The sequence below is a fragment of the Thalassotalea ganghwensis genome (genome assembly GCF_053485795.1).
Genome location: NZ_JBQRUM010000008.1, coordinates 123,756 through 144,721, shown reverse-complemented (window position 1 = coordinate 144,721; position 20,966 = coordinate 123,756). Strand labels below are relative to the sequence as shown.

The window sequence follows — 20,966 nt, the reverse complement described above, 5'->3', positions numbered from 1 at the left end:
ATAATAAGGAATGATAAATGACGGTCGGTGTTTTTAGTCACCCCAAATGTAGTGCTCACGATATGGGAAATCATCACCCCGAAAGCCCTATTCGATTAGCCGCTATTCAAGATCAGTTAATTCGAAGTGGTTTAGAGTTTGTCGTTCAGCAGTTTGATGCAACGCCTATAGAGCCCTCATTACTAACGCTTGCCCATTGCCCAAACTATATTGATTCGATAATCAAAAATGCGCCCAACGAAGGCACTTATAAAATAGATGATGATACCGTCATGATGCCAGCAACATTATCGGCAGCACTATACAGCGCTGGGGCTGCGATAAACGCGGTTGATAAAGTGATGCTCGGTGAGCTAACCAGTGCCTTTTGCGCCACTCGCCCCCCAGGTCATCACGCAGAATACGATAAGGGCATGGGCTTTTGTATCTTTAACAATGTCGCCATCGCCGCAGCTTACGTTAAACAAAAATACCAACTCGATCGAGTGGCAATAATCGATTTTGATGTTCATCACGGAAACGGTACTGAAAATATAATTAAAGACAAAAGTGGTTATCTTTTCTGCTCAAGCTATCAGGACCCTTTCTACCCTTTTAACGTCAATGCCAATTTCACTCCGCCTATTATTAACACCCCGCTCAATGCGACAGCTAAAGGAGAGGAGTTCCGCGAAGCCGTGTCTCAATACTGGTTACCGGCTTTAGCTGAATTTCAACCCGAATTTATTTTCATCTCCGCAGGCTTTGATGCTCATCTTGAAGATGAGATGTCGAGTGTCAGTTTAGTTGAAAGTGACTATCGCTGGGTAACGGACCAGATTAAAGTAATCGCAGATAGCTTTGCCAAAGGCAGAATGGTGTCAGTATTGGAAGGCGGATATGCACCGAGTGCCTTAGGCAGAAGCGTGGTTGAACATCTCAAGGGCTTGATTGGATAACGGGTGTTTTGATTGCGCTACAACTGCAACGAATATAGCGCAATGTTCTGCCAATTAACTGGTACCTTTAAGTTTTAACGCAGACATAATCGCTAACCCTTCGGCATTACAAAAGTCTATTGCTTCGTTAATTTCATCCATAGTAATACCAAGCTCAACCAGTAGGTGCTGCCCTAAAAACGTCTTTTTCGAGTACATGCCAGGATGAGAATTGATGAGTGCTAAACGAGTGGTAATGTAGAGTAATGAGCTAGTTGGCGCCAAATCTTCAGTATAGGCATTGCGATATTGCTCTATCGGCTCAATAATACTTTCTGGCAACTGCCACAGTCTTAATAAGTGGGCTGAGACCTCAGAAAACGTAAAACCAAATACATCTTGCTGGCGCTGCCATGGTGTTTCCTCACTATCGTACTGCTCACAGTACTGAACTTTTTTCTGTTGTGTTGGCATAACGGCAAGTTCGCCGATGTTATGTAATAGGCCAGATAGGAACAAGCCCTCACTATTGGGAAGCTTTTTCTTCTGCGCGAGAAATTTCGTCATCAAAGCACAATCAACGCTTATTTCCCAAAAACGATCCAAATCAATAATGTTTCTGTCCGTCTCAGAAAACGCTTGAGTCGCACCATAGGTATTTATCAAGCTCGAAACTTCTTTTAATCCTAAAATCATCAAAGCGCGAGGTATAGAATCTACCTCTCGCGGAAAGTTAAAAAAGGCACTATTCGCCAGTTTTAATAGTGTTGATGATAACGCTGGATCTAAGGTGATAATTTGACCAATATCTTCTAGACTTGCGTTTTCATCTTCAATCATTTCCTTTAGGCGCAAATATACATCAGGCAATGCACATAACTGCTCCGCTTCTCTAGCAAAATCTAAGGCTGTCATTGTCATAAATCGCTTCCTTTTTTACCTAAACTTTTATTGTAACTATAAACTTATGGTCTTTGATTAACATCTTCTTTTTTGAATAGTGATACTAATCTTGAGGCCAACTTAACGACTATTAAGACCATTGCACCTGCAATAATACCGATAATACCATCAGCCATGATTGGCACAAATGATGTTACCAACTGCCCAGCCCCTTCAAGCAAAGAAACACTCGCTTCAATCAGATGATGCAACGATGAAAAACTATGGGTTAAAATACCACCGCCTACCAAAAACATAGCAATGGTGCCGACAATAGCCAACATTTTCATTAAAAAAGGAGCAAATATTAGTAAACCGCGACCTAACGCCCTTTGTATACCGTTAAACTGTCCTGAGACAGACTTTCGCAATAAGTATAAGCCAATATCATCAAGCTTAACGATTGCGGCCACTAAGCCATAGACACCTGCCGTTATGGCTATCGCAAGCCCTGATAAAACCGCTACTTGCGTCATAAAAGCAGCGTCCTGCACCAACCCTAAAACAATCACAACGATTTCGGCAGACAAAATAAAATCGGTTCTAATCGCCCCTTTAATCTTGTCTTTTTCTAACTCGACTAAATCAACACTCTCATCCACCAGAGCGGCTAATTTTTGTTGATGGGCAAGTGCTAATTTTTCTTGAGAGTGCAAATATTTATGCGCGATTTTTTCGAATCCTTCAAAACACAAATATAACCCACCAATTACCAGCAATACGGTGATCAAAGGAGGAAAAAACGCACTGATCAATAGCGCAGATGGCACCAATATCAGCTTATTGATAAAAGAGCCTTTAGCAACCGCCCATACAACCGGTAGTTCTCTATCGGCCCTAACACCAGATACCTGTTCGGCGTTGAGCGCTAAATCATCACCAATAACACCTGTCGTTTTCTTGGCTGCCATTTTAGATAATATAGCGATATCATCTAGCATGGTTGCAATATCATCTAATAACGCAAGTAAATTTGTTCCTGCCAAAATATCTCTCCATCGACCCTCAAAAAGGTAACACTAATAAGCTGACAGTTTTATCAAAAAACATCAAGAACTTATACCAATTGAATAAACTAACGGCAAAAAAAAGGCTAAACACATTAGCGTTTAGCCTATCATTGATTGAAAGCAGCTAATTACTTATCGGCCCTTCCCATAAACTTTTTCTCTTCAGTATTGACTTTAATCTTGTCGCCTACAGAAATATGCTCAGGTACTTGCACTGTCAGGCCGGTTGATAAAATAGCCGGCTTGGTACGTGCACTTGCTGACTGCCCTTTAATCGACGGATCTGTTTCAGTAACCTCTAATTCAACACTCGATGGTAGATCCAATCCAACAGGATTACCATCAACTAAAATTACCTGAAGACCTTGTGTCTGTTCATTGATAAACAACACTTCGTCGCTAATATTGTCCTTGTGAATGTTATAAGGCGTATAATCTTCATTATCCATAAAAACATACTCATCACCGTCAATATAAGACAACATACTTGCTCTGCGAATAAGATCAGCTAAATTTAGCATGTCTTCCGCTTTAAAGGTTTCATCAACCTTGCCACCGGTAACAACATCATACATACGCATACGATATAAGCTGCCACCTGCTCTTCCTTGTGGTACTGAACGCTCAATATCTCTGACAATATATACACTGCCATTATGTTCTACGGCGGCATTTTTTTTAATTTCACTTGCTTTAGGCACGAAATAACTTCCTCAAAAACTAACGTTAATCATATTGTTGAGCATAATATCCCAAAAATACCAAATTGTATTCTGATAAAGTACTTAACGGCCTAGACGTTATTTTCTTTTGCAATCACATAGTCTATCGCGCCAGTAACCGCTGCAACTTGCGCTAAAATGCAGTTTTCATCATCAACCACAGGACTGTCTGGGTAAACTTCCGTAGTCGTCACGTATTTTGCCTCTGTCATTCCCATGCAAAGTCCTAACGATTTCGCCGCATAATTAATAACCCCTACTTGTTCAATAGGCTCTCCAATTAATCGATTTTCCTCATCAGCGGGGGCGATATGAGTTACTTTTTCTACCGACTTAATGATCGCCGTTTGAAACTCAGCTTCTGGTTTTACAGAATCAGCCACTAAATAAAATCCGTCAGGAATACTCCAGTTTTTATGTTCAACGGCATCTCGAGCGGCTAAAGCTGGACGAAACTCACTATTGTCAGTATCTGTCGTTTCATGCAAATCAATATGGACATCAAAAGCTATATCGAGTTTGTTTAAGTAGTTGATGATGGCAGCAGCTTCTTCTGATGGACTATCAGCGTAAAAAGAGCGGTTTGGATCAATTGCTAAAGGATTCCAACGGTTTATCGTTTCATATCCCCATGGACTAATACATGGAGCCACGACTAAGTTTACCTTATCTAAAAAATACTTAGCTTGACTCTGCACAAAACGGATTGCACCATGAACTCCGCTGGTTTCGTAGCCATGCACGCCTCCAGTAACAAGAACATTAATCTTTTCAGCACTAAAATCCTTACTTTGAATCACAAATAGCGGGTATTTTTCTACGTCATAGCTTAACGCTCCATATTGAACAACGTTAAAATCGCCGGCCAAGTTTTTAATTTCATCGACAACAAGTTCTTGATAACTTCGTTTTATGGTTTGCTCTTGATACCAAGCCTCTTTTTCAGCTTTTCCCCATTTAATTCCTTTAGTTCCAATATGATAATACTCTTCTGCCATTTCCAATCTTCTCTAATTGCTAAGTGTTGACGTTATTCTCACTGCTTAACGTTGAATATTCAAGGTTAAATAGCAGTTGATGTTGATCGCTATTGATCAAGTTAAGCACAATAAGTTAAAAGCTTGAACACCTGCTACACTATAGTAGGATAGAGGTATAAGCTGCTTTCGAGGTTAGTTTGTTGAATGTAAGATTTAATGTATATTTTTTAATGTTGTGGCTGATGATATCAACAAATGCGTTAGCAGCAGAAAAACTCACCATCTTATATATAGAACGACCGCCTTTTTTCACAACAAACAAGGATCAGCTTTCAGGTTTGATAGCAGAGATTGTTGACGCAATAGGCAAATCAAGCAACATCACTTTGGATTATAGTAAAATTAACAGTTGGAAATCTGTTCTTCAACTGCTCAAGAAACCGGTAAATGCTTGTTATGCTGGAAGTTACTTCACTGAAAAACGCGCTAAAATTTATCAATATTCCAATCCAATATATACCGAGCCGCCCTATGTGGTTATTACCCACAAAAATATCAAAAAGCAGTTAGGAAATACGATTGCTATTGATACTTTGCTAGCATCGAAATATACCATGGGGCATATCGATGGTTTTTCGTATGGAAGTATTGTCGATAATAAAATAAAGGTGTTAAACACCCCTAAAGCAAAACTGTCTTATTTGACTAAAAACGATCAAAAAGGTAGCTACCGCAATATATTTGAGCTAATTAAACATAAAAGAATAGACTACTACTTAATGAACCCTCTAGAGTTAAGCTGGTTTATTTCTGAGCACCCAAACCTCGCTAAAAGTATTGAAGTAATAACACTTGAAAAGTCTTTAAAGGCAAATAATCGCTATATCATGTGCAGTAAAGACGTCAAACAGACCGTTCTTGATCAAATTAATAATGGCTTAGACAACGTAAAAAAGAATAGAAAATATCAAGAAATTATTACCCGATACCACACTAATACGTACTAACCTTTTCTGATTTAACTTCCAAAACCAAACTAACATTGATGACTGTTGTTCAACTATCTCGATATTTATTGTATGCTAACAACAAGCTACAATTTTAACTTAATTTATGAGCAAGAAAACACCTGCACTGCATTTATTAACGATTTTTGAAGCCTCTGCACGCCATGAGAGTTTCAAGCTAGCCAGCGAAGAACTGTTTATCACCCCATCAGCAGTAAGTCATCAAATAAAAGCGCTGGAAGAGTTCATTGGTTTTCCATTATTTCTTCGTAAATCTCGTCGAGTAAAGCTCAATGACGCCGGCAAGCTCTATTTAGATTATGTTCAACAATCGTTAGCACTAATTGAAAAAGGTACGCGTAAAGTAAAACAAAAATTTGCTTCACCAACCCTACGCATCACCACATTTCCGACCATGGCCAGTAATGTTATTATTCCGCAGTTAAGTTTATTTCAAAATTCTCACCCAGATATTGATATAAGATTATCAACCGGCATGAACTTAATTGATATTCATGATGAAGATTTTGATTTAGCGATTCGAGTTGGTGGCGATAAAGTTAACCATAGCATCGCCAAAAAACTGGTCGATATTAACGTTGCTGCTGTATGCTCAAAATCATTTGCCGTAAAGCATAAGCTAACCAATGTTAAGCAGATTAATGAAGTCCCTTTGATTAACCTTTCATACATGGAAGATATGTGGCAACAATGGTCGACAGCAGCGAATATTCAAGCGAGTAATTTTTCACATAAATTAACCTTGGGTAGTTACGAGTCAACCTTGCAAGCCGCAGAGCAAGGTCTAGGCTTAGCGTTAGCATTGCTTCCTATCGAAAACTCTCTCATTGAACGCGAAATTTTAATTGATCCCTTTGCCATTCAAGTACCGTTTCCACAATCACTTTATGCGGTATATCGTGAAGAAGATAAAGACCGTCATGATATTCAATGTTTTATTAATTGGTTGGTACAATCCCCAAACATGAAACTCAATAACATCGCCTGACTTAAAAGATGAATTGTATTCACTTATTTAGTGAATATTTTCCTTTTGTTGCCCAAAACGCTTCCCATTAAAATGCCTTCTATATTTTGAGGCCACAATGGAAAGCCACGATGTCTTTTTTGATAAAAACGGGGTTAACGCTTTATCGCTTAGCCGCAATTACTCTGGTAATACTCCCTGTAACAATTAACCTTATCAATCAAGGAAGCCTAATCTATTCACTATTATATTTACCCGTGATAATGCTAACCTTAAGTGCTGTGCTTGTTTGGCTTGATCGTATTTTAATTAAAAATTTCAGGAAATTACTGCTGTTACCCAATAAAAGTAAAGCGTGTCGATTTTGTAAATCAACTCAAACGTCGTTACGGTAAAATAATCAAGGTAGTAATAATCAGCGAAAATATAACAACTAAAGTTGCTTAACATCATTTAGTACCATAAGCTTAAGGTATATTTACCAACCGAAGTTCACTGTGATTAAAGCATACTGTTTTTTCGGGTTGCTACTGGTGTGGCAATTTGCAAACGCAACGGATGCAATCGACGTATACACTGAAGTATTTCCTCCTTATCAAGTTATTGATGATCAAGGCGAACTATCTGGCTGGGCTCATCAAATTGTCATACCCTTGCTAACCAAAGCAGGCCTCTCTTATAAACTCCATGTTTATCCTTGGGCTAGAGCCTATAAAAGTGCCCTTAACAATAGCAATAGTTTGATATATTCTATTATGCGCACTAATGAGCGGGAGCCTTTATTTGAATGGTTAGTACCATTATGTACCTTACAAATGAGTTTCTACTCTTTAAGCAAGCGAACCGATATTGATATTAAAAACTTTGATGGTATTAAACAGCTAAAAATAGGCATAACGCGTGAACAAGCTAAAAAGGAGTATTTAATCAGAAAAGGTTTTGAAAATAACCTAGTTGAGGTCAATAACAATGAACAACTAAGAAAAATGATGGAGTTTGATCGCGTTGATTTAATTATGACATCTGATGACCACCTTGCTCATTTAGTGGCGATGAAAGAACTTCCTGCAGGAACGTTTAAACGACAATTTCGTGTTCAAGAGTTAAATAATACGTTGTATTTAGCGAGCAATAAAGCTTTAGCTCCTAAGGTCGCTGAATCAATACAAAGTGCCATTTCACAAATGAAAGATAGCATAAATCGAAAATGCTATTTAAGCTCGGACTGAAGTGCTGCAGTTTCCACTAAAATATAAAGCTCTCTTTTAACCCCTTCTTGATTTTGCTGCTATCCTTATTAGAAGCACCAGCAATGGTAAAGGATTTAAAACAAGGAGGTTTATTCAATGACCTATCGATACTTTTTTCGATATCGCTTTGCGTTATTGTCTCTATTTTCAATGGTTGGTATTATCTTGGCGTTTTTTTATTACCCAAATCAGCCTCCGCTGACTTTGGAACTTGAAAGGAATCAAACTCTGAAAATGCAGATTGCTTCTCCTCCTCCAATTGCTCAAAAACGACCTGTTACTATGGGAATTCATCAGCACCAGCGAAATGACCCCTATTATTGGTTAAGGGATGACAGCCTAAGTGATGAAGCCGTACTCGGGCACTTAGCTCGTGAAAATCAACATACTCAAAGCTACTTTGCTTCAATCGCCCCATTGCATCAGGATCTCTATCAAGAAATTATTCAACGCTTGAGTAAAACAAAAGAAAACGTTCCAAATTTTAAAGATGGCTATTGGTATAGTAGTACTTTTGAGGAAGGCAAAGAATATGCTGTCCATGTTCGACAACAAGGGGCTCTAGAATCTCCAAAAGAATTACTTTTAGATGAAAATCAACGAGCAAAAGGTTCATCCTATTATAACCTAGGTAATTTTGCGGTTAATAACAGCCATGATATTGCTGTGATAGCTGAAGACATGCAAGGAAGTTACATTTTTCAATTATCAATAAAGAACTTAACAACGAATAATTTTTACCCTGAGGTAATTGAATACAGCGCTAGAGATGTGGTTTGGGCAAAAGATAACCAGTCATTTTTTTATGTTAAAAAGCACCCTGAGACGCTACTTCCTTACCAAGTTTATCAACATAGGCTGGGGACACCGTCACAAAACGATAAATTAATCTATCAAGAAAGCGACAATACCTTTTACACATCAATATCTGAAAGTGCATCAACAAAATATCTAATCATAACGCTTTCAGCCACTAACGCTAGCGAAGTCCGCGTATTAGATTTATCGCAAGAAGCTCCGGCGTTAAAAACCGTTCTACCTCGTGAAAAGGAGCATCGTTATTTTGTCGACCATATTGGTGAGTTTTTTTACATCATTTCTAATGATCAAGCGCCAGATAATCAAATAGTGCGGGTGCATCACTTGGATATCGGCGATAAGCGAAAATGGCAAACAATTGTAAATAAAACTGATGGCACCATTGTCTTAGACATGAAATTATTTAATGGCTTTTTGGCAACCAAAGAGCGCATCAATGGTGTTGAAAAGCTCAATATCCGCTCTCATGATGGCTCTTTGCTTGATGAGGTATCGTTTCCCGACCCCGCTTATCAAGTTAACATTGGCAAGCATTTAACGGCGAATACAACAAAACTTCGTTTTCATTATTCAAGTTTTACTCAACCAGAATCTGTTTATGAATATGATTTCACCCGAAAACAAAAAACACTGCTACAGCAAGATAAAGTGTTAGGCCCTTTTGACAGTAGTAACTATCAAAGTGAGCGGATAACAATATCGGTAAGGGATGGAAAGCAGGTTCCTGTTTCACTTGTTTATCGTAAAGATCGCTTTCACGAAAATACGAAAAATCCACTACTACTATATGGATATGGAGCCTATGGTATTACCGTAAATCCTAAGTTTTCCAGTGCTCGTTTAACCTTATTAGATCGCGGTTTTGTCTTTGCTATCGCCCATATAAGAGGGGGCGGTATGTTAGGGAAGCAGTGGTACGATGACGGTCGATTAAAAAACAAACGCAATACCTTTAACGACTTTATTGATGTCACCAAAGCATTACCCGCGTTAGGGTATGCTGATCCAAAACACATCTACGCTCAAGGTGGGAGTGCTGGCGGCCTATTAATTGGTGCCGTAATCAACGAAGCACCGGAGTTATATCATGGTGCCATTGCCAATGTTCCTTTTGTTGATGTCGTCACCACCATGCTCGATGACTCAATTCCATTAACGACTGAAGAATATGATGAGTGGGGTAACCCTAACATTGCTGAGGATTACCATTACATGTTGTCCTACTCACCCTACGATCAAATTAAACAACAAGCCTATCCACACCTTTATGTGGCGAGTGGTCTCTACGATGAGCAAGTACAATATTTTGAGCCAAGTAAATGGGTTGCTAAGCTTAGAGCTAATAAAACAAATGATAACCTGTTATTGCTTGATATGGATATGAATTCTGGTCATGGTGGTAGTTCAGGAAGGTTCAAACAATATGAAGAGATCGCTAAGGAATACGCATTTTTATTATCGTTAAGTAAACAGCATTAATACTGTACTAGGCGGAAATTGTGTATAATTGCCGTTTTAGGTAGTGAAGGTATGACATGACATCAATAGACGAACAAAAAAATAATCCCCTGCATGGTGTTAGCCTAGATCAACTATTAGCTGAAATCGTCTCTTTTTATGGTTTCGAAATTTTAGCTGAATATACCCGTATTAATTGCTTCAAAAATCGTCCGAGCATTGCTTCAAGTTTAAAGTTTTTAAAGAAAACCGAGTGGGCGAGAGAAAAAATAGAACGTTTTTATTTGTACACTTATAAAAATTTACCTAAAGCCGATGAAAGTGAATTTGATATTCCACCGCGAAAGCGTCTCATTCCTCTGCATCACAAACCTAAAGCACCGCAAAAATTAGTACTTGGTCAAGCACCAGCACCAAAACCTAGAACAGCGAAAAGTTTTAGTAAGACGCCCCGTTCAGATAAAGGTCCTCGAAAAACTCAACAAAATGACTCAAGCGACAAGCAATCTCTGGATCCATATGCCAATGCACCGAGGTAATTATTGTTTAGATTAATTGTCCTCTCTCCCAAAAATAGGTTGATAATAATTCAATGAATTAAGCATTAATAATGATCACAGCTATAGTTATTAAAGTGGCAATATTAAGGAATAACTATGTCTAATCATCATACTTACAAGAAAATTGAATTAGTTGGCTCATCTAAAAGTAGTATTGAAGAAGCAATTCAAAATGCATTAACTGAGTGCAGTCGGTCTGTTAAAAATATGGACTGGTTTGAAGTCACAGAAACCCGCGGCCATATCGTAGACGGTAAAGTTGGCCATTTTCAAGTAACCCTAAAAGTCGGTTTTAGGATAGAGAATAGTTAATACCACTTTAGGGGGTGCTGAGTTTAACTCCCGCTTCAGAGATAACGATTTAACCTCAGGTTTAAATAAGAAATAACACGAAAACAATAAAGTAAAACGCTTAAGCTCATTGTGACTTTCTAGCGCGTTAGAAATGCATTCCTTATGCAAAGCATAGGTTAGCTAATTCATACGGCATGTCGCTAACCTATGCTTGGCTTGTTGTTATATGAACATTGACATGTTGGTGATGCATCCCGCCACTGAAAATGAATATTTGCCTGATATGCATGACTACAACAAGATAATGATGACTTTATTTCTTGTGCAACAGCTTACTAGCTAAAATTTTTTTAGCACGGTAATATTGAGCAGCAAAACTTTCCATGACGCATTCTAGAGTAAATTCATGCCATCAGATGTTCAACCACTGCCACAAATAGAAGTACCGGTTTTTAGCTTACGCAATTTTGAAATGGCGGACAGCCAAGCACTCGTTAAAATACTCAATGATGAGCAGGTCGTAAAATTTTTATCGACCAAGATTCCCTATCCATACACCCAAGAAGATGCCCAGTGGTGGATAAAGGATGGCAGCCAAACAGGATTAATAAAAGCGATAACGATTAAGAATGAGTTAATCGGATGCATCGGTGTTAGCCGTGGAGAATTTGAATATCAGCGCAGTGGAGAACTCGGTTACTGGCTAGCTCCTCAATATTGGCGTCAAGGAATTACTAAAGTGGCAATTGAAAGACTGTGCCACGAACTATTTTCAACAACCGATATTGAACGAGTATTTGCCTGTGTTTTTAACGAAAATATAGCTTCTCAGCGCTTGCTGCTTAAAGCAGGATTCGAGCGAGAAGCTATTTTACGAAAAGCCATTTTTAAAAATAATAAATTTTACGACAACGTGATTTTTGCAAAGTTAAAGTCTTAACTATTTAACCTCAGGTTTGTATAAGAAATAGCACGAAAACAATAAAATCAAACGCTTAAGCTCACTGTCATTTTCTAACAGGCTACTTTTTACTTAATTCAAGGCGTATTGTTGTAGGAATAGCCAGCTATTTCACCACAATATAACGCAGAAGTAAGTAAAAATAGGCGTTAGAAATGCATTCCTTATGCAGAGCTGAGGTTATTTAATACTATTGATCTTGGCAGTACACTTTACATTCGTTTCAGTTTTCTTTGAAACGACAATGAACAATGTCCTTAGACTTCAAACTGTTGATAAAACGCTTTTATGTCAGCGATCAGCTCTTCATTGTCAATCTGATCGCTAAGTTCAAAAGCCAACGTGGCATGTTGTTTCGCTTCAGATAGATTGTCCATTTCTTGAAAACGCATTGCCATAGACAAATAAATAGAAGCTTGTGAATTTACCAGATTCATTTTCTCAGCATAGGCTAAAGCATTTTTATATATATCAATGGCTTGATCACCATCGAGGGTGAAATCAGCCAACGCTTGCCATTGTAATGGGTGATTTCTTGGCGAATTATCATGAGTAGAGCACAAACGAATAAGTGCCTGATAGTGCTGCTCACGTGCTTGCTCATCTTCTTGAGAAGATGCTTCGGCAATTGCTTGGCAAATCGTAATAATGTCGTCAAATAGTGGTGCCTTCATGGATAACCTTTAAACAGTGTTTGTATCAATGGTGCGATCTTAGCACAGTTTTTATCAAGCCTAACAAAGAATCATCTTGCAACGATATCACTCATTTCACCGTGTCATCTTAACTTCAACAAATTGTCACCTAAGTGTCATGCTTGCCACTTAACTTAAGCAACGAAACATTTCATTACCTTAATATTGGAATTTGTCATGGCAGCTCATTATAGGACAGTCTGGTTATCTGATATTCATTTAGGTTGCAAAGATTGCAAAGCAGCTTTTCTCATCGATTTTTTAAAGCACACTAAAATTGATACCTTGTTTTTAGTGGGTGATATTATCGACATGTGGGCAATGAGCAAGCAGTTTCGTTGGCCAGCACTGCACAACGATTTATTTCACTTACTACTCTCGCTTCCACAAAAAGGTACTCGTGTGATTTACCTGCCAGGTAATCACGATGAGCCTTTAAAAAAATATGCTGATATGAATTTTGCAGATATTGAGATCCACCAACAGTATGTGCATACCACAGCCAACAACAAAAAACTGATCGTCTTACACGGCGATCAGTTTGATCAAGAAGTATGTTTAGGCAAATTTCATGCATGGCTAGGCGACACGCTCTACGATTTACTGTTATTTATCAACCGTTGGTATAACTGGCTGCAAAGCAAACGAGGACGCTCCTATTGGTCGCTTTCCAGTTACATTAAATCTAGAGTCAAAGGCGCTAATCTTGCCATTGCACGCTATCGAGAGGCTTGCTGTGATTACGCTAAAGCACGAGATGTTGACGGTATTGTCTGTGGCCATATTCATCACCCAGAAATCATCAAACAAGACAATGTACTGTATTTAAATGATGGTGATTGGATTGAGAACTGCTCCGCGTTGACAGAAGACCACCAAGGTGAACTATCACTGCTGTTTTGGCGACAGATTAGTGCCACACATCCAATCAATAAACCGATCGATAGCCATGAATCAGACAAACAAAAAATTGCTTAGCCCACAAGCAGGATCAATCATCTAAGAGTCAACTATGTTTAAAGTTAATGATGTCGTTACCAAACATTACCCAAACGTTGCCAAAAAGCCTTGGCTATCTAAATCTCTCACTTTTGTTCTTAGGCATTTACTTCACGAAAAAGAAATAACGGAATTTGGACTACATTACCCACATTTACAAGGTATAGACTTTGTTGAGCAAGTACTTGAATACTTTAACGTCAGTTATTCAACCCGCGATAATGAAAAAGAACGTATTCCTAGCCGAGGTCGTGTTGTGATTATCGCCAATCACCCGATTGGCTCTATCGATGGATTGGCACTAATAAAACTAATCAGTGAAGTACGAGATGACATCAAAGTGGTCGCGAATGAGTTATTAATGGCTATTGAACCACTGCATGATATTCTCTTACCAGTAAACAATATGCAAGGTGGCACCGCAAAACAGGACTTAAATAACATTCAAGCTCACTTGCAACAAGACGGTGCATTATTATTATTTCCGGCTGGGGAAGTCTCTCGACTCACACCTGAAGGTGTTCGTGATAAACACTGGCAAAGTGGCTTTTTACGAATGGCAAGAAAAGCAAAAGCACCGATATTGCCGATTTTTATTGATGCTAAGAATTCGCCGTTGTTTTACAGCGTATCGATGATTTACAAACCATTATCTACGCTGTTTTTAGTTAAAGAAATGTTTAAGCAGCGCCGCAAACATTTACCGATGCGTATTGGTGAAATAATTCCATTTGATGCCTACTCTGCGAATAAAATTGCCATCACCCAGCAAATCAAGTTATTTAAGAAACATCTTTATCGAGTGGGTCTTAATAAAAAAGGAATATTTGATACGCAAAAAGCAATTGCGCTTCCCGAAGAACGTCACACCTTAAGCAAAGCAATCAAAAAAGACTGTGAACAACTAGGTCAGACAAGCGATGGTAAATCAATTTACCTGTATCAGCACCAGGGTAGCTCAGTGATCATGAGAGAAATTGGTCGATTACGAGAAGTCGCTTTTCGAGCGGTTGGCGAAGGCACAAACAAACGCCGCGATATTGATAAGTATGATAACCATTATTGGCATTTAATTTTATGGGATGAACAAGACCTTGAAATTGTTGGTGCCTATCGACTCGGCGACGCTCAACGTTTATCCGCAGCCGAGCACGAGACGGGATTATATTCGGCAACATTGTTTGACTACAATGAGAGAATGGCCCCTTATATGGCTCAGGGCCTTGAGCTTGGACGAAGTTTTGTTCAACCTCAATACTGGGGTAAACGTAGCCTAGACTACCTATGGTATGGCATTGGCGCTTTTTTAAAGAAAAATCCTCAGTATCGTTATTTATTTGGTCCTGTTAGCTTAAGCAATAGCTACCCTCTGGCAGCTAAAAATCTTATTGTTAGTTTCTATCAAGCCTACTTTGGTCAACATGAATGCTGTGCCACTGCAAAATATCCATGTCAATTACCACAGCAAATGGCTAATGCATTTACTGGTGAAGACTACCAAAGTGAATTTACGCAATTAAAGAACTTACTGGCAAATATGGGTGTTAGTGTGCCAACGTTGTTTAAGCAATATTCTGAGCTTTGCGAACCAGGAGGTGTTCAATTTTTAAGCTTCAATATTGATCCTGATTTTAGTGACTGTATCGATGGCCTGGTATTAACGGATATCACTCAATTAAAGGATAAAAAACGTCAACGGTATATTGGCATGTAATGGTTCAATACAGTGAAACTATCAGCGCTATTGAGCCGATAAACTAATGGGCAATAACTACTCGACATCAACTCTACCTTATTTAACCTCAGCTTTGCTTAAGGAATGCATTTCTAACGCCTATTTTTACTTACTTCTGCGTTATATTGTCCTGAAATAGCTGGCTATTCCTACCACAATACGCCTTGAGTGAAGTAAATAGTAGCCTGCTAGAAAGTCACAGTGAGCTTAAGCGTTTGATTTTATTGTTTTCGTGCTATTTCTTATACAAAGCTGAGGTTATTTAAAAACATTATCAATTGCTGCAAAAAATAGCCTCTAAAGAGAGGTTCGCCCTAAACTTTTTTATACAACTCGAGGGAGGTTTAATACGATTATTTTGTGATATTTAGACAAAATAATCCCCCAGTAATCGGAGAGTCCAACTATTGGGGGTTACTTCTTAAATGTGTTTTTTAATTTATTGCTTACAGCTTGTAACCAAGATGCTGATGCACTCTAATAACTAACTCTTCTTTGTCAGTGACATAATCAAGTCTGTTTGCCGCTGCTTTTAACGCAAGTTCGACGTGGTTTAAGAATTTTCCATAGCCATGGCTAGTCTTGTCTGCTTTCGTGGCAACAAAAATGACACGAATTGAATCCACCAACTTAGTACCATCATAGATAAACTGAATTGTATTCTCGGGTTCAAATGGATTGAATCCTAATTTGATCACGTCACCATCTATCTTAACGCTTTGTTGCGCTGTGCGTCTTACAAATGGAAATAGCCCGTTAGCTAACACAGCCCCATCAGTTAATTTATATTGTTTAGCAGCATTCACTATAGCGTCTTCAACTAAACGATATAGCGGCATAAACGGTTCACTGCTGGTTTTATCAGCGCTCGCTAACTGTTTAATCCGACGATTGACCGGAATATCAGCAACGACATAAGTTAATACGTCACGTTGTTCAGGCAATACAATATCATCAGCAGCATAACGGTTTTTAATGGTTCTAAATTTATGCGGCAATGTACCACTTACCCCTTTGTCTTTAGCAAAAAGATCATAAGTTAAATGCTGATGGTCGCGAATTCGAGCATCGATGACTTCTTCACCTAAAAAGTCACTATAAGCTTTTACCGCTTTCGTTACGCGAGAATGGAATTTTGCCGACTCTTTACGCACATCATCACCATTGGCTAAAAACAAGAGGGTAATGTTTTTAGCCAAGATACTGTTATCAACATAGCTATTATGGCCATAATGATTTCTTGGGTTATATAAAAACAAGATTTGTTGTTCAGTTTCTACCGTCAAACGCTCAGGGCTATAACGTACACGAGAGTACTTATCGCTAGCGATGAATTGTCCGCTTTCAATATCATACTGATGATTAATGTCAAAAAAAGCCTCTGAAAGCACTTGATAAAAGCCTTCGTAAGGTTTGTTTGACGCTTTATCTATTTCATGTTGATACTTTGCTATCAGGCTTTCCGTCACTGGAAATTTAACCATAATATATTGATTACTGCGTGCCGAAGTTGGCAAGTACACTTTATGTTGAGTGTTGCGAGATCGAGAAATTGGCATGAGTTAATTTACCTACTGCTAAAAATTTGCGGCATTGTAAACATAGTTTAATGAAGGATTTATGACATAAATCAACTAATCGCACGATTGTGATTTTTCAGGAGTAAAATAGACAAAATAGCGGTTCTACAGCGACAAAATAGCTTAAAAATAACTCTAATGAAGAAAAGTGCCGCCTTGATTTTCAAGCGACACTTTGCTTTACCTATGAGTAATTAAAATAAGAGTTAGATAAGCGTTCAAACGCTGAGCTATTAGTGTTGGCTTGCGTAACGACGCGCTTTTTCTAAGTCTTCAGGCGTATCAACTCCCTCAACGGGTAATCGCTCGTTAGCAACAGCAACATGAATTTTTTCACCATACCAAAGCACTCGTAATTGCTCTAGTGATTCTACTTGCTCTAGTTGACTCGCTGGCCAATTAACATAGTCACTAATAAAACCAGCGCGATAGGCATATATGCCTATATGGCGATAATAAAAGTCACCAATATCGCTTATGACGTCTTTATTCAAAAATCGCTCCCTATCATAGGGGATCGTAGCGCGACTAAAATACAGCGCATAGCCTTGTTGATCACAAACAACTTTTACCGCATTAGGATTCAACGCCTCTTCTGGCTCAGAAATGGTCATTGCTAAGGTTGCCATACGAGCTTTAGTTTGATTAGCTAAGTTTGAGGCGACCTGATGAATATTTTCAGGCGGGATAAAGGGCTCATCACCTTGAACATTAACAATCACTTGGTCAGCCGAAAAGTTATACTTTTCTACGACTTCGGCTAAACGCTCAGTGCCTGATTGATGATCTGCTCTCGTTCGACAAACTTCGCCACCAAACGCTGACACAGCATCAGCAACCAGATCGTTATCTGTCGCAACAATTACTTGGCTGGCACCACTTTGCTCAGCTTTTTCGACAACCCATTGAATCATCGGCTTGCCATTAATGTCCGCTAAAACTTTTCCAGGTAACCTGGACGATTCATATCTCGCTGGAATAATTACGATAAAAGACATAAAAGACTCTATATATCATCAGATTCGTTGTAGCGACGAGCTTCACTTTCCAACAACACAGGAATATCATCAACAATGTCATAAATTAGTCGATCAAACTTACAGACTAATTGTTTTTTTTCTTTGCGATAGTCAAGCTTGCCTTTACAAACCGGACACGCCAGTATCTCTAATAATTTTATATCAAACGCCATGATTCATTTTTCTCTTTGTAATGTATCTTGATCTACCAACAACGCGATGTCGTCAACCAAATCTGCACCGCCATTATGCTCAAAACTAGCATCTACTGGGATGTACCACCAATTTTCTAACGCAAAACGTTGACATTTTACCGCGTCTTTCTCTGTCATCAACAACGGAGTTTGTTCAGAAAAATCGGATAATTGTGCCAAGGTGAACGCTTGATGGTCGGTGAAACCTTTTTTCTGCTCAATAATAAAGCCAAGTTTACTTAAGGTATCAAAAAATCGTTGAGGATCACCAATACCCGCAATAGCATTGACTTTGCTATGTTGTTTAATGAAAGCCGCTATAGGTAACGTCTCACCAGAAACAAGATTAGTGACACTGTAGCCATTTAATGACATCTTTAATAGTGGCCGTTTAATTTTCGGCTGATGAGTCGTGGATAACTCCCCCTGACCATTTAACACGACATAGTTTGCCGTTGCTAGACGCCACTGCCCCTCTCTTAACGGCCCGGCTGGCAATAATAACCCATTACCAAACTTGCGCTTTGCATCGACAACCACCACTTCCAAATCTCGATGTAAACGGTAATGTTGTAAGCCATCATCAGCGAGCACCAATTGACAACCTTGCTCAGTTAGTAACTTAACACTTGCTATTCTATCTGCACCAACGGCAACACAAGCACCAGTGCGTTTATAAATCAAAATGGGCTCATCCCCTGCTTCTAATGCAGTCGATTGTTCATTAACTAAATAAGGATAATGCGGAGCACTGCCGCCATACCCTCGACTAATAACCCCAACCTTGATACCAAGCGCTGATAATTTTTCAATTAAATAAATCGTTAATGGTGTTTTACCATTTCCACCTACCCCAATATTACCAATAACAACCACTGGCACTTCACACTTTATAACTCGTTTGAATTTATTGTTATAGAGCCAGCGGCGCGCAAGCGTTAATAAATAAAAAAGCGCTGTTAACGGCAGCAACAAAGGGATAAGTAACCACTGAGCTGGATGCCTCTGAAACCAAACTTTTTCTATTAAGCGCATTCGATATTATTCGCTACTGACCAAATTGAAAACGGTGTAATTGCGCATATGCACCATCGTTATTTAATAGCAACTGATGATTACCCTGTTCGACAATTTCACCTTGTTCCATCACAATAATCTTGTCGGCACTTTCAATCGTTGAGAGACGATGAGCTATTACGATAGAGGTTCTATTCTCTTGCAAGACACTTAACGCATCTTGAATGTGTCGTTCAGATTCGGTATCCAAGGCACTCGTTGCCTCATCAAGGATTAAATAGGGTGCATCACATAATAGTGCTCGAGCTATTGCTACCCGTTGACGTTGGCCACCCGATAGTAATGCCCCATTATCACCAATGTTGGTGTCCAACCCATGTTCTAAACTTTGCGAAAATTCAAGAACATGCGCCTTAGTAGCAGCGTCGATAATTTCTTCTCGACTGGCATTGGGCTTACCGTAGGCAATATTATTGGCCAGTGTATCGTTAAAAAGCACAACATTTTGTGAGACATAAGCAAATTGTTTACGTAAGTCTTTAAGTTTATATTCGGTAATGTCTCGCCCGTCGATCAACACCTGTCCCGATGTTGCATCATAAAACCTCAATAAGAGTGCGCTAGCCGTCGTTTTACCACTGCCTGAACGTCCTACCAAGGCAATCGTTTCACCTGGTTTTGCTTCAAAGCATATATCCCGTAGTGCTAAGTTTTCATCCCCTTGATAAGAAAAGTTAACGTGTTCAAAACGAAGCGAACCACTTGCTCTTTGCAATGGAACTTGCCCTTTATCAGTCTCAGTTTGCTGATCAAGTAATGCAAAAATTGTTGTACAAGCCGCCATTCCTCGTTGAAAATCACTGTTGACCGTTGTTAATAATTTTAATGGTCTTAGCAACATTGCCATACAAGTTATGACTGTGATAAAACTTCCCGGCGTTATTGTCGCCTTCATCTCTTCCAAATTGGCGGTATATAGGACGAAAGCTAAAGCGAATGAGGCAATAATTTGAATAATAGGCACACTACCAGCGCGTGTTGCCATCAATTTCATTCGTTGGTGACGATTGTGTTGGTTTATCTTTTCAAAGCGTTCAAATTCGCGTTGCTGGCCATCAAAAGTAAGCACTACTTTATGACCATTAAATGTTTGCTCTGCCGCGGAAGTGACTTCCCCCATGGCATTTTGAATACTTTTACTGACCTTTCTAAATCGTTTAGAAACATAAGTTACAATAACTGCTATGACGGGCACGATAACTAAAAAAATCAATGATAGTCGCCAGCTGTTATAAAACATGACCCCGAGGAGTCCACAAACAAACGCCCCCTGTTGAACTAGGGTTAACATCGCTCGGCTAGTTGCTTCGAGTACTTGTTCAGTATCAAAAGTGATTTTAGATATTAATGTGCCAGTAGACTGCTTATCATGAAATGCGACCGGCATTTGCATAATATGCTCAAATAATTGCTGACGAATTTGCGTGACAACATTATTCCCAACCCAAGCCAAGCAATAATTACCAAGGAAATGACAAATCCCTCGAACAAAAAAACAAGCAATCACAAAAGCTGGCGCCCATTTCATAAAATCGGGATCTGCGCCATTAAGACCTTTATCGATCAATGGCTGTAACTTAGAAAAAAACAAGGTATCGACACCGGCATAACCAAGCATACCAAACACGGCAACGAATAATCCCATACGAAAGTGTTTAGTGTAACCGAGCAATCTTTTAAATGTTTGCCATGTTTTTACGTCTGGTACATTAGCTGTTTGATTGGCGCTAACGTTTTGGGGGTTTGACATTTCGTCTCT

General features: G+C 39.0%; 21 protein-coding genes. 11 read left to right on the top strand and 10 right to left on the bottom strand.

Annotated elements, in window-relative coordinates:
• Nucleotides 1–17: 17 nt before the first annotated feature.
• Nucleotides 18–938 carry a histone deacetylase family protein gene (locus tag ACSLUH_RS10295; RefSeq protein WP_448566634.1) on the top strand — a complete coding sequence of 307 codons (921 nt, stop codon included), beginning with the start codon at nt 18–20 and terminating at the stop codon, nt 936–938.
• Between the two features lie 54 nt (nt 939–992).
• On the opposite strand, the gene ACSLUH_RS10290 is transcribed toward ACSLUH_RS10295, so the two are convergent.
• The 4 genes from ACSLUH_RS10290 to ACSLUH_RS10275 all read right to left on the bottom strand — a co-directional run bounded on the left by ACSLUH_RS10290 (nt 993) and on the right by ACSLUH_RS10275 (nt 4,589).
• A complete protein-coding gene (locus ACSLUH_RS10290; RefSeq protein WP_448566632.1) occupies nt 993–1,838 on the bottom strand; it encodes an HDOD domain-containing protein in 846 nt (281 codons plus the stop codon).
• Between the two features lie 44 nt (nt 1,839–1,882).
• A complete protein-coding gene (locus ACSLUH_RS10285) occupies nt 1,883–2,845 on the bottom strand; it encodes a DUF808 domain-containing protein (RefSeq protein WP_448566630.1) in 963 nt (320 codons plus the stop codon).
• Between the two features lie 152 nt (nt 2,846–2,997).
• On the bottom strand, nt 2,998–3,570 hold the full coding sequence (efpL, locus tag ACSLUH_RS10280) for an elongation factor P-like protein EfpL (protein ID WP_448566628.1): 573 nt from the start codon (nt 3,568–3,570) through the stop codon (nt 2,998–3,000).
• A gap of 92 nt (nt 3,571–3,662) precedes the next feature.
• Nucleotides 3,663–4,589, bottom strand: a complete 927-nt coding sequence (locus ACSLUH_RS10275; protein WP_448566626.1) for a M14 family metallopeptidase — start codon at nt 4,587–4,589, stop codon at nt 3,663–3,665.
• A 224-nt stretch (nt 4,590–4,813) separates the two neighbouring features.
• On the opposite strand from ACSLUH_RS10275, the gene ACSLUH_RS10270 reads away from it, so the two are divergent.
• From ACSLUH_RS10270 to ACSLUH_RS10235, 8 genes are all read left to right on the top strand, one after another.
• Nucleotides 4,814–5,578, top strand: a complete 765-nt coding sequence (locus tag ACSLUH_RS10270; RefSeq protein WP_448566624.1) for a substrate-binding periplasmic protein — start codon at nt 4,814–4,816, stop codon at nt 5,576–5,578.
• Nucleotides 5,579–5,684: 106 nt separating this feature from the next.
• Nucleotides 5,685–6,587: a LysR substrate-binding domain-containing protein gene (locus tag ACSLUH_RS10265; protein WP_448566622.1), complete on the top strand. Its 903-nt coding sequence runs from the start codon at nt 5,685–5,687 to the stop codon at nt 6,585–6,587.
• 110 nt (nt 6,588–6,697) lie between these two features.
• Nucleotides 6,698–6,961: a hypothetical protein gene (locus ACSLUH_RS10260; protein ID WP_448566620.1), complete on the top strand. Its 264-nt coding sequence runs from the start codon at nt 6,698–6,700 to the stop codon at nt 6,959–6,961.
• A gap of 138 nt (nt 6,962–7,099) precedes the next feature.
• A complete protein-coding gene (locus tag ACSLUH_RS10255) occupies nt 7,100–7,795 on the top strand; it encodes a substrate-binding periplasmic protein (RefSeq protein ID WP_448566618.1) in 696 nt (231 codons plus the stop codon).
• 117 nt (nt 7,796–7,912) lie between these two features.
• A complete protein-coding gene (locus tag ACSLUH_RS10250; RefSeq protein WP_448566616.1) occupies nt 7,913–10,114 on the top strand; it encodes a S9 family peptidase in 2,202 nt (733 codons plus the stop codon).
• 56 nt (nt 10,115–10,170) lie between these two features.
• Entirely contained in the window at nt 10,171–10,632 is a 462-nt protein-coding gene (locus ACSLUH_RS10245) for a VF530 family protein (protein ID WP_448566615.1), read from the top strand.
• Nucleotides 10,633–10,749: 117 nt separating this feature from the next.
• On the top strand, nt 10,750–10,965 hold the full coding sequence (locus ACSLUH_RS10240; protein ID WP_448566613.1) for a dodecin: 216 nt from the start codon (nt 10,750–10,752) through the stop codon (nt 10,963–10,965).
• 388 nt (nt 10,966–11,353) lie between these two features.
• Nucleotides 11,354–11,887: a GNAT family N-acetyltransferase gene (locus ACSLUH_RS10235; RefSeq protein WP_448566611.1), complete on the top strand. Its 534-nt coding sequence runs from the start codon at nt 11,354–11,356 to the stop codon at nt 11,885–11,887.
• Between the two features lie 278 nt (nt 11,888–12,165).
• Here the strand turns inward: ACSLUH_RS10235 and ACSLUH_RS10230 are convergent, their stop codons facing one another.
• Entirely contained in the window at nt 12,166–12,582 is a 417-nt protein-coding gene (locus ACSLUH_RS10230; RefSeq protein WP_448566609.1) for a hypothetical protein, read from the bottom strand.
• A gap of 198 nt (nt 12,583–12,780) precedes the next feature.
• Here ACSLUH_RS10230 and ACSLUH_RS10225 point away from each other — a divergent pair, with 198 nt between their 5' ends.
• Both ACSLUH_RS10225 and olsF read left to right on the top strand, forming a co-directional pair.
• A complete protein-coding gene (locus ACSLUH_RS10225) occupies nt 12,781–13,581 on the top strand; it encodes a UDP-2,3-diacylglucosamine diphosphatase (protein ID WP_448566607.1) in 801 nt (266 codons plus the stop codon).
• A gap of 34 nt (nt 13,582–13,615) precedes the next feature.
• The gene (gene olsF / locus ACSLUH_RS10220; RefSeq protein ID WP_448566605.1) at nt 13,616–15,316 is read left to right on the top strand and encodes a bifunctional ornithine lipid synthase OlsF; all 1,701 of its coding nucleotides are present in this window, start codon (nt 13,616–13,618) and stop codon (nt 15,314–15,316) included.
• A gap of 467 nt (nt 15,317–15,783) precedes the next feature.
• On the opposite strand, the gene ACSLUH_RS10215 is transcribed toward olsF, so the two are convergent.
• From ACSLUH_RS10215 to msbA, 5 genes are all read right to left on the bottom strand, one after another.
• Nucleotides 15,784–16,896 carry a DUF3083 family protein gene (locus tag ACSLUH_RS10215; RefSeq protein ID WP_448566603.1) on the bottom strand — a complete coding sequence of 371 codons (1,113 nt, stop codon included), beginning with the start codon at nt 16,894–16,896 and terminating at the stop codon, nt 15,784–15,786.
• Between the two features lie 254 nt (nt 16,897–17,150).
• On the bottom strand, nt 17,151–17,915 hold the full coding sequence (kdsB, locus tag ACSLUH_RS10210) for a 3-deoxy-manno-octulosonate cytidylyltransferase (protein ID WP_448566601.1): 765 nt from the start codon (nt 17,913–17,915) through the stop codon (nt 17,151–17,153).
• Between the two features lie 8 nt (nt 17,916–17,923).
• Nucleotides 17,924–18,109, bottom strand: a complete 186-nt coding sequence (locus ACSLUH_RS10205; protein ID WP_448566599.1) for a Trm112 family protein — start codon at nt 18,107–18,109, stop codon at nt 17,924–17,926.
• A gap of 3 nt (nt 18,110–18,112) precedes the next feature.
• Nucleotides 18,113–19,165, bottom strand: coding sequence for a tetraacyldisaccharide 4'-kinase (gene lpxK, locus ACSLUH_RS10200; RefSeq protein ID WP_448566597.1), 1,053 nt, complete (start codon nt 19,163–19,165; stop codon nt 18,113–18,115).
• A gap of 13 nt (nt 19,166–19,178) precedes the next feature.
• A complete protein-coding gene (gene msbA, locus ACSLUH_RS10195) occupies nt 19,179–20,957 on the bottom strand; it encodes a lipid A export permease/ATP-binding protein MsbA (RefSeq protein ID WP_448566595.1) in 1,779 nt (592 codons plus the stop codon).
• Nucleotides 20,958–20,966: the final 9 nt, after the last annotated feature.